We start from the raw sequence: 14160 nt of genomic DNA, 5'->3' as shown, positions 1-14160 counted from the left end.
CTCCCGCAAGGGTTGGCTTGGTGAGCGGGATGGGGGCGTTTATTATGTGGCTAGAGTGATGTGAGCGCGTTTCGCTTGATGAAGGCTTGTTCGCACAAGCTTTCATCAAGCAACGCTTTTACGTTGGTACAAAACAACGTTTTTACGCGCATGTCGCCGCAATACCATTCGGCCCGTGGCCGTAGCACGGCATGCCGTGCAGCGAGCATTGGGCTTCGCCCTGTTGTGCGCATGTGCTACGCTGCGCACGGATACGGTGGCTCAAGGCTTCGCTTCTTGAGCCTGCGCGTTCTCGGGAGGGCAGCGGCCTGTTTGCTGCGCAAATTCGGCAGCCCTCACGAGAACGTGGCCTGCGATAGAAAGCAGTGGAACACGCTTTTCCATCGCCTTTGGGGAGGTGCGGCATCTTATGTGCCGCACCTTCCCTAGTTCTGCTCCCACACGAGGGTTGGTGCTGGGTGCAGCGGAGCGGACGGAATCGTTCTGGAGAAGCGTCAGCGCTTGCCTTTGCCTCTGGATTCCAACCAATATCTGGTCTTATACAATCACAGGAATCCAGAGGCAACAGCAATCGGAAGAATGATCCGTTCGCGCAGCGGCCTCACCACGCAGCAACCTTCCCTCCTACTCCCCTAATCCCAGCTTTTTGAAGATCGTATCCACGTTCTTCAGATGCCAGGCTGGGTTGAACGCATCCTCGATTTCGTCTGTGCTGAGCACGGCAGTAATTTCCGGGGTCGCCTCGACGATTTCGCGGAACTGGCGTTGTTCTTCCCACGCCTGCATAGCACGCGGCTGCACGGTATCGTAGGCTTTTTCACGACTAAAGCCTTTGTCGATCAGCTTCGTCATAATACGGCCGGAGAATGGTACACCATACGTACGTGCCATATTGCGCTTCATATTTTCAGGGAAGACCGTCAGATTTTTCACGATATTGCCAAAACGGTTCAGCATGTAGTTCAACAGCATGGTTGCATCCGGCAGGATAATACGTTCCACAGAAGAATGCGAGATGTCGCGTTCATGCCACAGGGTTACGTTCTCATACGCAGATACCATATGCCCACGAATCACACGCGCCAGACCGGAGATGTTTTCACTGCCGATCGGATTGCGTTTATGCGGCATCGCGGAAGAACCTTTTTGACCTTTGGCAAAAGCTTCTTCCACCTCACGGAACTCACTCTTTTGCAGAGCACGGACTTCTGTAGCAAATTTGTCCAACGATGTGGCGATCAACGCTAATGTTGCCATGTATTCGGCATGACGGTCGCGCTGAAGCGTCTGTGTAGAAATGGGTGCAGGCTTGGTGCCCAGCTTGCGGCATACAAATTCTTCTACAGCCGGGTCAATGTTGGCATATGTCCCAACTGCACCGGACATTTTACCGTATTGTACTTGGTCAGCCGCAAAACGAAAGCGTTCCAGATTGCGCTTCATTTCCTCGTACCACAATCCCATCTTCAGTCCAAACGTAGTTGGCTCAGCATGTACTCCGTGTGTACGTCCCATCATCGGTGTGTGCTTGTAAGCCAATGCCTTTTCCTTCAAAATTTCAATAAAATTCAAGATATCGCGCTCCAGGATTTCATTCGCCTGCTTTAACAGGTAGCCCAGTGCCGTATCAACTACATCTGTGGAGGTCAGACCGTAATGTACCCATTTGCGCTCGTCTCCAAGACTTTCGGATACCGTGCGGGTAAATGCAATGACATCATGTCTTGTCTCCTGCTCAATTTCATAGATCCGTTCAATATCAAAACTTGCATTCTTACGCAGAGCCACGGTATCCTCTTTTGGAATAACCCCTAATTCCGCCCAAGCTTCACAGGCACACAGTTCTACTTCCAGCCATGCTTTAAATTTATTTTCTTCCGTCCAAATCGCTCTCATTTCCGGTCTGCTATAGCGTTCGATCATGACTATTTATTCCCCCAAATATTGGTTTGTTCAATCCATTCCAGCGCTTGTTCCGCATCCTGGCACAATAGATTAATATGTCCCATCTTTCGGCCTGGCTTGGCTTCACTTTTTCCATACAAATGCAGCTTGGGTACAACATCCAATCTTTCAGCTTCAACATCCGCTTGCGCAAACCGCCGAACCACATCCTCCAAATGCTCACCTAGCACATTGACCATCACGACGGAAGTCAGCAGCTTCGTGCTGCCCAAGGGTAAACCGCAAATCGCACGTATGTGCTGCTCGAATTGCGACGTCGCGCACCCCTCCATCGTGTAATGACCGGAGTTATGCGGTCGTGGTGCTAACTCATTAACGTACAATTGTCCGTCTTCGGTGACAAACATCTCTACAGCGAGCAGTCCCACCGCACCCAGCGACTCTGCCACAGCCAGCGCCAACTTGCGTGCTTCCTCCTGGACAGGTTCTGGCACACGTGCAGGCACAATCGACGTATGCAAAATATTGTTCACGTGAATGTTTTCGGCAGGTGGAAAGGCTTTGGCTTCACCGTTCGTACTGCGAGCTACAATCACCGAGATTTCGCAGCGAAAACGGATGAACTGTTCCAATACCAGTTCCGCACCGCCTCCTGCCAGTTGTTCGTAGGCAGCCGTGGCTTGCTCCGGTTGGCGAATGACCACTTGTCCCTTGCCATCATAACCACCGACTGCTGTCTTAAGCACACACGGTACACCCAGTTCAGCTACCGCTTGCACCATATCCGCAAGACTGCTGATTTCACGATACGGAGCGACAGGGACACCAGCAGCTTCAATAGAACGCTTTTCTCTCAGACGGTGCTGTGTTGTGTACAAAAGACTGCTGCCTTGCGGCACGCTGGATTCCTGTTCCAAAAGTGCAGCCACACCTGCGTCCACATTTTCAAACTCATACGTGATCACATCGCACCGCTCAGCCAGCTCTCTGGCCGCATGCTCATCATCATAGGCAGCGCGGATTTGTTCTGACACCTGTCCACAAGGGCTATCCGGTGCAGGGTCCAGTGTCACAAAGCGATATCCTAGATTGGTTCCAGCCAGTACAAGCATTCTTCCTAATTGCCCGCCTCCTAAAAGTCCAATCGTTGTACCAGGAGGTCGGATACGGCCTGCGGATTCACATGCCCCATTCATAGCGAGTCACTGCCTTCCAGCACCTCATCACGAATACGGTCGCGTCTCGCCAAAACCCGCTGGCTTATCTTTTCGTCAAAAGCGCCTAATATTTGTGCTGCCAGCAGCCCTGCATTTGTAGCGCCTGCCTTACCAATTGCCACAGTGGCAACCGGAATACCACCCGGCATCTGCACAATGGAGAGCAGGGAGTCCAGACCGTTCAGAGCCTTCGACTGAACAGGCACACCAATGACCGGCAATGCTGTCTTCGCAGCCACCATTCCTGGCAGATGCGCAGCCCCACCCGCTCCAGCAATAATGACCTTTAGTCCACGCCCAGCGGCCTCTTCTGCAAAACGAAACATTAAATCCGGTGTACGATGGGCTGAAACTACTTTTTTCTCATATCCGATTTCAAGCTCGTCCAGCACAGCACATGCATGCTGCATGGTGTCCCAGTCTGATGTGCTGCCCATAATGACAGCGACCTGCACTGACATGTCCTTCACTCCCTGTTTATCAATAAGCGCCAAAAATCCGGCACTCGAAAATAACGTTATTTTCAAGACACCGGACTACGAAAAAACAAACGACAGAGCTTCTTAAAGGCATGCCAAAAGCAAGCCTCTTCCACCGCATCCAATGCGGCTTCAGCCGTATGTCTCCCGTAGTCCGGAAATTTAAGGTTTCCAGGTAGAAACTTCCGGGCCATATCCCCGGCATTATACGAGTTAGCATTGTGCCTATTCCATCCCAATCGATATTCTTTACAAGTATGATCGTGGTTTGTTTCGGCTCAAACATGTGTACCTTATTAAATTGTACCTTAAGTTCATTTTTTATCGACAATACACTTCCTAGTTTAACAATTCCCTACACCTTATGTCAACTTGAAAACGAACATTAGAATAATCATACAATAGAATGTTCGTGTTTAGTGAAATCAGTACCCTTATATACCCACAGGTCAGGACTATTGTATTATATTTAGCTATCGCTCCCCTCCCCTGATAACAGCGACCGCAACGCATCCCTCTGAAAAAAAATAAAAGTCGGCACTCCCTATACAGGCAGTAAACCGACTTTTACTTTTTTATTCAGTTATTTTACGACCAGCACAGGAATACGCGCATGCTGCACCACATTGTGACTTACGCTACCCAATACAAATTCACGGATACCACCTAAACCTCGGCTACCGATCACGATCGCATCGAAGCCATTCTCATTGGCATAATCCAAAATGACTTCGGCTGGAGAACCTTGAATCAGTTCCACCTTGGCATCTACACCCTGCTCAGCAAGTCGTTTTTTAACTTCATCCGTAGTTTGTTCGGCCAAATCGTAATATTCTTTATTTATTGAAGCCGGAATTGGAGCCAAACCTTCGCCCATAAAGATCCGAGGAAAATCGAATGCCGTTACCACCTCAAGCTTCGAGGACGGTGATGCCTTGACCAATTCAGCCGCCTTTAACAAAGCCTTGTTGGATGCATCCGAACCGTCATAAGCAAGCAATACTTTTGAAAATATCATAATATGCACCTCTTCCTCATTCAGTTTATTGATTCAAAGCCTGAAATATGTATTCCTGTTGTTGTTCATTCCATGACATCACTGGATGGCTGGAATAGTCTTCTCACTCATCATTAAACTTCCCTATGAGAACCTAAACTCCTCCCCTTTACCGTAAAAAATACCCATACAGCAATGCGTTCATGAATAGCAACGCAGGAATACCTAGTCTGAAGCTCATATGCCGTGTTTTATGGCGTTTACGGTACATGGCAATTAGAACGCCTAATGCTCCCCCGATCAGGGCCAGGAAAAACAACGTCCGCTCAGGTACACGATCGCGATGTTTACGTGCTCTCTTTTTATCCTCCGACATTACCAGATAGCCTACTGCATTGATAAACAGCAGCCATACCAACAAGCCTGTCTGCAATGTCTCTCCTCCTTTTGCACACCGTACTAAGTTCAGGTATTAGGCCTTATATAGCGCTCTCCCCCTCATTATAACCCCACCCCTTTTACAGAAACAACGCCTCTTCTGACTTGGATAGCGCTTTTGCGGAAATAGTAAGGTGGCATAAGGGCGATCCCCGAGTGCATCTATTTCGTCTTAAAGGAGGAACTGCGATGGAAAGCACCCATGAATACGTTGAAAAGCTGCGAGAAAATGCAAAAAAGGCAGAACGCAACCGTAAACGAGGAAAAGGAACTCCCAGCGCCAGCTTGCCGACAAAACAGCATTCCAACAATCCTTGATCAACGAATCTGCATTAAGCTGTATAGCCGCGTTATTAACCTAAAGTATCAACTTAACCCTGCAGCCTTTTATGCGAATTGATTACGGGGTAAACTCTATTGTTTAGCTTCCACAATAACAGCAAGCAGACTCCTTATGAGATATCTGCTTGTTGTTTTGTTTTGCAAATGTCTTTTTTGAAATCGATTACATTTATAATAAATAAGTTCTAAAGTCATATTTCCTAACATAAGTGTTGACTAAAAGTAATTTTACACCCTATAATTCGTGATATTAACGTAATTCGACAAAATATTTGTCAGTTAATCTATCATTTATATTTGAGGTTTAAGATTGGAGAGGAGCTTTATATGACTAACATGAAAAAAATGACGATGATTCCCCTGTTGGCTAGCTTTATTCTCGGTAGTACCTTATGGAGTGGTGGATTTACCGCCAACGCTGCGGCTGCGGCAGCAGCTACAACCAGCACAACTGCACCTGCTTCTACCACTACAACGTCGGACAAATCCGAAAATCCTCAAACCAATCATTTACCCAATATTAAAATACTTGCCACAGGAGGGACCATCGCAGGATCATCTTCCGTCAATACGGATACAACCGGCTACAAAGCAGGCGCGTTGGGTGTGGAAACTCTGATCAATGCCGTTCCTGAGATGAAAAGTATTGCAAATGTCAGTGGTGAGCAAGTTGTTAATGTAGGTAGCCCCGACGTTAATAATGAGATCCTCTTAAAACTTGCCAAACGCACCAATGAACTGCTTGTCAGAGACGATGTAGATGGCATTGTCATTACACATGGTACAGATACATTAGAAGAAACAGCTTATTTCCTCAATCTTGTTATCAAAAGCGATAAGCCAGTAGTTGTCGTTGGCTCTATGCGTCCAGCTACTGCCATCAGTGCTGATGGTCCCTTCAACCTTTATAATGCAGTGAAAGTCGCCGGGGCTTCGGCCTCTAAAGGTCAGGGTGTACTCGTCCTGTTGAACGACCGTATCGGTGCAGCAAGATACATCACCAAAACGAACACAACAGCAGTCGATACGTTCAAGTCTGTGGAGCAGGGATACCTTGGAGCTGTTGTGGGCGATCAAGTGTACTACTACAACAAATCCACACACAAGCATACGACTTCTTCTGTATTCGACATCTCTAACCTGACTCAACTGCCACAAGTAGATATTTTATACGAATATCAAAACAATGGTCGCTATCTGTATGATGCAGCCGTAGCAGCTGGTGCCAAGGGTATTGTCGTAGCTGGTTCCGGTAATGGCTCCTTGTCCAAGACCTCCTCAGAAGGCGCAGAGGCCGCTGGTAAAAAAGGAGTGATCATTGCCCGCTCCAGCCGCGTGGGAAGTGGAGTGGTGTCCCCGTCAACAAAAGACGCGGCATCGAACTTTGTATCGACCGATTCGCTTAATCCGCAAAAAGCACGGATTTTGCTCATGCTTGCTTTGACCCAATCACACGATGTTAACCAAATTCAATCTTTTTTTAATGAATACTAAAAGTAGTTATCTCAAATCAAATAAATCAACATTCTATTATGAAAAAGAAGCAGCGATTACGGTTAACCACCGTAACTGCTGCTTCTTTTTTTTGCGAGACAGGTCTAGCATAGTAACTACTTCATCTGACGTCCAATCGTCTTGGTTCTATACAGTAATTCGTTGTCCCTCCCACGCAGCATCAAGACTGCTGTTTGGGAATCCCATTCAAGCTTGGAGGATATTTCGCTTGCTTCTCTGGATGAGCTGCAATTTCCTCCTCCAGTATGCTTGATTTATTTTGCTGATTATTGATTTTAAGCGGTTTATGTTTGGGCATAAATACTCACCTCCTCGGCTTACCATGCCAAGGAGTGATCGTTTTTATACCGACATATACCTACTGATTATGTGACTGCGGCACTTTTGGTCATCCGTTATTTGCCCTGCTATTTGCCCTGCTTTTGTTCCATCGCTGCTTTAAGCAAATCACCCAAACTGGAGCCAAAAGATTCCTGTTTTTCAAATTGTCTTACTAGCTTTTGCTGTTCCCGTTTGTTTACCCGTTGCTTGTCCTTATCCAACGTCTCGGTAATGCCACAGGGCAGGCATCTTACATACAATCCTGCTTTGCCCTCTTTCATTTCCATTTTCTTATGACACTGCGGGCAACGTCGATTGGACAAACGTTTTTCCCCTGAACGACGGTAACCGCAATCCGCACTTGGACATACAAGGAACTTGCCTTTCTTACCCTTCTTCTCCAATAGCTTTGTACCACAATCTGGACAATGACTATTCGTCACATTATGGGGCTTGTACTCCGCATTGCTATTTTTCACAGTGGAAACCAGCTCTTTCGCCATAGCACGAATAGAATTCAAAAACGGTTCCGGTTGTCCTTGACCACGAGCAATCCGTTCTAGCTCCGCTTCCCAACGTGCCGTCAATTCGGGCGTTCGAAGCTGTGGAGCCGCCAGTTCAATCAATTGCTTACCTTTCCCGGTTGGATGCATCACGTTCCCCTGACGCTCAATCGTATCCGAGCTGACAAGCTTCTCAATTAGATCTGCACGGGTAGCAGGAGTACCCAGTCCATGCTTTTCCATCTGAGCGAGCAGGGCTGCTTCTGTATACCGCTTCGGCGGCATCGTTCGCCCAGCTCGTACAAGGCAACGCTGTAATCGGACGAAATCTCCTTTTTGCAGCTCAGGTAAAATAACGCCTCGTCCATTGTTTTCCCGATCCTCTGCTTCTTCATCATCCATATCATAATGGTTCGCGTCATATACAGCACGCCATCCGCTATCTTTTACCGTTGTGCCTTTTACCTGAAACGTCTCCTGCTCCACCGTTACTGATACGGCTACAGCATCATAACGTGCAGGTGGATAGAATAGACTGATAAAACGTCGTGCAATCAGATCATACAGCTTCCGTTCCTCAGGGCTCAACTGATTAAGCAATAATGTCTGCTCAGTAGGAATAATCGCATGATGATCCGTGACTTTACTGTCATCCACAATTCGCTTTGTGATTGGTAGGTTGTTACGCAATAGCGGACGTGCCAAGGAAGCATACGGACCTACTGCTACACTACTGAGCCTTTCCTTAAGTGTGTCCACCATATCGGATGTCAGATAACGACTGTCTGTACGTGGATACGTCACCAGCTTATGCTGCTCATACAGACGCTGAAGCAGATTAGAAGTCTGTTTAGCCGAAAAGCCATAGCGCTGATTAGCATCTCTTTGCAGTTCCGTTAAATCATACGCTAGCGGGTGAGGCTCGTTCTTTTCGCTCTTTTTAACACTGGCAACTGTGCCTTTGGCCCCCTCAAGTCTACGGCGCAAAGCCTCTGCTTGAGTGCGGTCAAACATGCGTGAATCCCCGTTTTCTGCCCGCCAAGTTGCCTGAAAATCGCCAAAATCCGCCGTCAGAGTATCATATTCCTGAGAACGGAATTCGGTAATTTCCTTCTCACGCTCCATAATCATCCCCAGCGTTGGTGTCTGCACTCTTCCAGCCGAAAGTTGGGCGTTATAACGACAAGTCAACGCGCGAGTTACATTGAGACCAATCATCCAGTCTGCTTCAGCTCTACAGCGAGCCGATTCATATAAACGATCAAACTGCTGACCAGGCAATAGCTTTGCGAAACCTGCCTTAATCGCCTTGTCCGTCTGCGAGGAGATCCATAAGCGCCGGAAGGGCTTTTTCCAGTTTGCCATTTGGATGATCCAGCGTGCCAACAATTCTCCTTCACGGGCAGCATCGGTTGCCACAATAAGCTCTCCAATGTCCTGCCGCTTCATGAGCTGCTGCACAGCTTTGAACTGATGATTACTTTCGCGCAGCACCTTTAACTTTGAACTCTTCGGAAGAATAGGCAGGTCCTCCAAATTCCAGGTCGAATACTTAGAATCGTAATCCTCTGGCTCTGCTAAGCCGACCAAATGTCCCAGTGCCCACGTCACCACGTACTGGGGTCCTTCTATATAACTTTTATGCTTCTCGCGGCTACCCATCACACGTGCAATCTCTCTGGCCACGGACGGTTTTTCTGCCAATACCAGTACCTTCATGTTACGCTCCTTTCTCTCATAGTGTTAATTATACCATCCTGCTAACTTACGATAAATTCTAATGCCAACGGCTCTTATTAACATGATCGTACATACTAGTTCTATTGCTTCTACATGGGTTAGGATAACTTACAAATCAGGCACACTCCATTTTAATAGCAGACCCGCATAGGTGAGGCCTCCCCCAAATCCATATAACAATACATGTTGTCCATACCGTAAACGTCCATCATCCAAACCACACTGCAAAGCCAACGGGATGGATGCCGCCGATGTATTACCATACAATTCTACGCTTGTCAGCGTTTTTTCCAAAGGTACTGTACTTCTTTCACATATGGACTCGATCATTCTCAAATTAGCGCTATGAGGTACAAACCAATCAAGATCCGCCTTCTTCATATTTGCCTTATCCAATAATCGTTCGATTCCCGTTGGAACAGAGCGAACAGCCCATTTATAAACCTCTCGTCCATTTTGAGCAATAAATCCATGGTCTTGCAGCTTCTCTCCATCCAAATGATCAGATAATCCCACACGGTAAAGATGTGCTCCCCCTTGCCCATAGGTACCTATATCTGAAGTTAAAAATGATCCTTCATCCTCGTCATATTCTACAAGTGCAACCCCTGCACCATCTCCAAAAAGTATGCACGTCGTCCGATCCGTATAATCTGTAATTTTGGACAACGTTTCGGCTCCTACTACCAGCACCTTACGATGCAGACCACTCGTAATAAGGCCATTTGCCAAATGAAGTCCATAGGAAAAACCTGCACATGCTGCACTAACATCTATTGACCCTGTGTTTGGAATATCAAAATGAGCCTGAATACGTGAAGCCGTGCTTGGAAAATAGTAATCAGGTGTGCTCGTCGCTACAATGATCATCTCAACATCGTTTATATTTACGTCATACAGGTTAATCATACGAGTAATAGCTTGTATACATAAATCAGATACATATTGATCTTCAGCCGCAATGCGTCTTTCATGCATACCCGTTCTCTGTACAATCCACTCGTTACTCGTATCCACAAGCTTCTCCAAGTCAGCGTTCGTCAAAATCCGTTCAGGTACATAAGTGCCAAAGGCCGTAAGCTTAGCTTTTGAATTCAACAATCTGATCACTCTCCTTTGTAATCCTTATTCATATTATAACACCAGATACTAATACCTGGTACTAAATTATTTTAAAACCGTCTTCTTATTTATTAGTTAATATCCACTTATCCAGTTGAACTTATAACAAACTCACTTTAAATAAAATTCCACTGTCTTTTAACGCAAAAAAAGAGACCAAGATCTTCAGAAGATCATGGTCTCTCTTGCTTGTTGCTTGGCGACGTCCTACTCTCCCAGGACCCTGCGGTCCAAGTACCATCGGCGCTGGAGGGCTTAACGGTCGTGTTCGGGATGGGTACGTGTGGAACCCCTCCGCTATCGCCACCAAACATGAATTTACATCGTAAATTCTTCCGTATGGTTATTCGGTTCATCACTTATCGTGTGAATGAATAGCCATGCGCTTGTTGTATGTATTTCTACATACATTCAAGGTTACACCCTGAAAACTGGATCCGAAACTTATTTGCGTTTTATTCTTTAGGATAAGCCCTCGACCGATTAGTATTGGTCAGCTCCATGCATTACTGCACTTCCACCCCCAACCTATCTACCTCGTCGTCTTCAAGGGGTCTTACTAATTGGGAAATCTCATCTTGAGGGGGGCTTCACGCTTAGATGCTTTCAGCGCTTATCCCTTCCGTACATAGCTACCCAGCGGTGCTCCTGGCGGAACAACTGGTACACCAGCGGTACGTCCATCCCGGTCCTCTCGTACTAAGGACAGCTCCTCTCAAATTTCCTACGCCCACGACAGATAGGGACCGAACTGTCTCACGACGTTCTGAACCCAGCTCGCGTACCGCTTTAATGGGCGAACAGCCCAACCCTTGGGACCTACTTCAGCCCCAGGATGCGATGAGCCGACATCGAGGTGCCAAACCTCCCCGTCGATGTGGACTCTTGGGGGAGATAAGCCTGTTATCCCCAGGGTAGCTTTTATCCGTTGAGCGATGGCCCTTCCATGCGGTACCACCGGATCACTAAGCCCGACTTTCGTCCCTGCTCGACTTGTAGGTCTCGCAGTCAAGCTCCCTTCTGCCTTTGCACTCTTCGAATGATTTCCAACCATTCTGAGGGAACCTTGGGGCGCCTCCGTTACTCTTTAGGAGGCGACCGCCCCAGTCAAACTGCCCACCTGACACTGTCCTCGCACCGGGTTACGGTACCAAGTTAGAACCTAGATACGATCAGGGTGGTATCCCAAGGATGCCTCCTCTCAAGCTGGCGCTCAAGATTCTATGGCTCCCACCTATCCTGTACAGATCGTACCCAAATTCAATATCAAGCTGCAGTAAAGCTCCATGGGGTCTTTCCGTCTTGTCGCGGGTAACCTGCATCTTCACAGGTATTAAAATTTCACCGGATCTCTCGTTGAGACAGCGCCCAAGTCGTTACGCCATTCGTGCGGGTCAGAATTTACCTGACAAGGAATTTCGCTACCTTAGGACCGTTATAGTTACGGCCGCCGTTTACTGGGGCTTCGGTTCATAGCTTCGCCCCGAAGGGCTTACCACTCCCCTTAACCTTCCAGCACCGGGCAGGCGTCAGCCCGTATACTTCGCCTTGCGGCTTCGCACAGACCTGTGTTTTTGCTAAACAGTCGCTTGGGCCTTTTCACTGCGGCCCCCTCGGGCTATTCACCCTACCGAGGCACCCCTTCTCCCGAAGTTACGGGGTCATTTTGCCGAGTTCCTTAACGAGAGTTCTTCCGCGCGCCTTAGAATTCTCTTCTCGCCTACCTGTGTCGGTTTGCGGTACGGGCACCTTCTCCTGGCTAGAGGCTTTTCTTGGCAGTCTGAGATCATGACCTTCGCTACTACAATTTTCGCTCCCCATCACAGCCCAGCCTTAACGATGTGCGGATTTGCCTACACATCAGCCTCACTGCTTAGACGGACATCCATCAGTCCGCGTCACTACCCTACTGCGTCACCCCATCGCTCATAACGGATTACGGTGGTACAGGAATTTCGACCTGTTGTCCTTCGACTACGCCTATCGGCCTCGCCTTAGGTCCCGACTTACCCTGAGCGGACGAACCTTCCTCAGGAACCCTTAGGCTTTCGGCGGATCTGATTCTCACAGATCTTTTCGTTACTCATACCGGCATTCTCACTTGAATGCAGTCCAGCGCTCCTTACGGTACACCTTCAACCCGCATTCAACGCTCCCCTACCCCTGGTGCAATGCATCAAGCCATAGCTTCGGTGGTGTGTTTAGCCCCGTTACATTTTCGGCGCAGAGTCACTCGACCAGTGAGCTATTACGCACTCTTTCAATGGTGGCTGCTTCTAAGCCAACATCCTGGTTGTCTGTGCAACTCCACATCCTTTCCCACTTAACACACACTTGGGGACCTTAGCTGATGGTCTGGGCTGTTTCCCTTTCGACAATGGATCTTAGCACTCACTGTCTGACTCCCGGAACTAAATCGATGGCATTCGGAGTTTGACTGAGCTTGGTAACCCTTGCGGGCCCCGCACCCAATCAGTGCTCTACCTCCACGATTCTTCTTTCCGAGGCTAGCCCTAAAGCTATTTCGGGGAGAACCAGCTATCTCCGGGTTCGATTGGAATTTCTCCGCTACCCCCACCTCATCCCCGCATTTTTCAACATGCGTGGGTTCGGGCCTCCAGTGCGTGTTACCGCACCTTCACCCTGGACAGGGGTAGATCACCCGGTTTCGGGTCTACGTCCACGTACTCATTCGCCCTATTCAGACTCGCTTTCGCTGCGGCTTCAGCTCTTCACCTTAACCTTGCACGGGAACGTAACTCGCCGGTTCATTCTACAAAAGGCACGCCATCACCCATAGATCGGGCTCTGACTTCTTGTAAGCACACGGTTTCAGGATCTATTTCACTCCCCTTCCGGGGTGCTTTTCACCTTTCCCTCACGGTACTGCTTCACTATCGGTCGCCAGGGAGTATTTAGCCTTGGCAGATGGTCCTGCCGGATTCATACGGGGTTTCACGTGCCCCGCACTACTCGGGATCCGTCTCGGAGAGAACAAGTTTTGAACTACAGGGCTTTTACCTTCTCTGGCGGGCCTTTCCAGACCTCTTCATCTAACCGGTTCCTTTGTAACTCCATGTGAGACGTCCCACAACCCCAAGGAGCAAGCTCCTTGGTTTGGGCTAATCCGCGTTCGCTCGCCGCTACTGACGGAATCACTATTGTTTTCTCTTCCTCAGGGTACTTAGATGTTTCAGTTCCCCTGGTCTGCCTCTATTCTGCCTATGTATTCAGCAGAAAGTGACTGTCGATGAAGACAGCCGGGTTTCCCCATTCGGACATCCCCGGATCAAAGCTTGCTTACAGCTCCCCGAGGCCTTATCGTTGTTCGCCACGTCCTTCGTCGGCTCCTGGCGCCTAGGCATCCTCCGTGTGCTCTTTGTAGCTTAACCTAGTATTTACATCGTAAATACGATTTGCTTTGAATTTCGGTTCAACACGAATGTGTGAATGAAATTCAAAGCTGCTACCTTTATTTCACTTGTTTACACAAGATCAGCTTAAAGGAATATTCTAAAACGCAATTTCGTTTCGGTATCCAGTTTTCAAGGTGCAAAGCTGTAAACAAACAGCTTTTTTGA

10 protein-coding genes, 2 rRNA genes and 1 riboswitch are annotated in these 14160 nt (G+C 48.1%); of the genes, 2 read left to right on the top strand and 10 right to left on the bottom strand.

Annotated elements, in window-relative coordinates:
* Positions 1–624: 624 nt before the first annotated feature.
* The 5 genes from purB to ACWGXJ_RS04180 all read right to left on the bottom strand — a co-directional run bounded on the left by purB (position 625) and on the right by ACWGXJ_RS04180 (position 5031).
* On the bottom strand, positions 625–1923 hold the full coding sequence (gene purB, locus ACWGXJ_RS04200; RefSeq protein ID WP_452566251.1) for an adenylosuccinate lyase: 1299 nt from the start codon (positions 1921–1923) through the stop codon (positions 625–627).
* A 2-nt stretch (positions 1924–1925) separates the two neighbouring features.
* Positions 1926–3101, bottom strand: coding sequence for a 5-(carboxyamino)imidazole ribonucleotide synthase (purK, locus tag ACWGXJ_RS04195; RefSeq protein ID WP_254351190.1), 1176 nt, complete (start codon positions 3099–3101; stop codon positions 1926–1928).
* Positions 3098–3583: a 5-(carboxyamino)imidazole ribonucleotide mutase gene (gene purE / locus ACWGXJ_RS04190; RefSeq protein WP_013308792.1), complete on the bottom strand. Its 486-nt coding sequence runs from the start codon at positions 3581–3583 to the stop codon at positions 3098–3100. Before purE ends, purK begins: the two co-directional genes overlap by 4 nt.
* A gap of 148 nt (positions 3584–3731) precedes the next feature.
* Positions 3732–3833, bottom strand: a riboswitch (purine riboswitch).
* Between the two features lie 351 nt (positions 3834–4184).
* The gene (locus ACWGXJ_RS04185) at positions 4185–4619 is read right to left on the bottom strand and encodes a universal stress protein (protein WP_061832065.1); all 435 of its coding nucleotides are present in this window, start codon (positions 4617–4619) and stop codon (positions 4185–4187) included.
* 148 nt (positions 4620–4767) lie between these two features.
* Complete coding sequence (locus tag ACWGXJ_RS04180) at positions 4768–5031, bottom strand: DUF1294 domain-containing protein (RefSeq protein ID WP_025719814.1); 264 nt, start codon at positions 5029–5031, stop codon at positions 4768–4770.
* Between the two features lie 194 nt (positions 5032–5225).
* On the opposite strand from ACWGXJ_RS04180, the gene ACWGXJ_RS04175 reads away from it, so the two are divergent.
* Together ACWGXJ_RS04175 and ACWGXJ_RS04170 are read left to right on the top strand one after the other, a co-directional pair.
* Positions 5226–5354 (top strand): DUF4023 family protein, encoded by a 129-nt coding sequence (locus ACWGXJ_RS04175; RefSeq protein WP_081112528.1) that lies wholly within the window; start codon positions 5226–5228, stop codon positions 5352–5354.
* A 351-nt stretch (positions 5355–5705) separates the two neighbouring features.
* Entirely contained in the window at positions 5706–6872 is a 1167-nt protein-coding gene (locus tag ACWGXJ_RS04170; protein ID WP_452566250.1) for a type II asparaginase, read from the top strand.
* Positions 6873–7053: 181 nt separating this feature from the next.
* Here the strand turns inward: ACWGXJ_RS04170 and ACWGXJ_RS04165 are convergent, their stop codons facing one another.
* From ACWGXJ_RS04165 to ACWGXJ_RS04145, 5 genes are all read right to left on the bottom strand, one after another.
* Positions 7054–7191, bottom strand: a complete 138-nt coding sequence (locus ACWGXJ_RS04165) for a hypothetical protein (RefSeq protein WP_016819760.1) — start codon at positions 7189–7191, stop codon at positions 7054–7056.
* 109 nt (positions 7192–7300) lie between these two features.
* Complete coding sequence (locus ACWGXJ_RS04160; protein ID WP_452566249.1) at positions 7301–9436, bottom strand: DNA topoisomerase III; 2136 nt, start codon at positions 9434–9436, stop codon at positions 7301–7303.
* A gap of 129 nt (positions 9437–9565) precedes the next feature.
* Complete coding sequence (locus ACWGXJ_RS04155) at positions 9566–10558, bottom strand: ketoacyl-ACP synthase III (RefSeq protein ID WP_235307264.1); 993 nt, start codon at positions 10556–10558, stop codon at positions 9566–9568.
* A gap of 215 nt (positions 10559–10773) precedes the next feature.
* A 5S ribosomal RNA gene (gene rrf, locus ACWGXJ_RS04150) occupies positions 10774–10890 on the bottom strand.
* A 152-nt stretch (positions 10891–11042) separates the two neighbouring features.
* Positions 11043–13971 (bottom strand): 23S ribosomal RNA (locus tag ACWGXJ_RS04145).
* Positions 13972–14160: the final 189 nt, after the last annotated feature.

Source organism: Paenibacillus sp. S33 (assembly GCF_053615415.1).
This window is presented reverse-complemented; position numbering and strand designations above follow the sequence as displayed.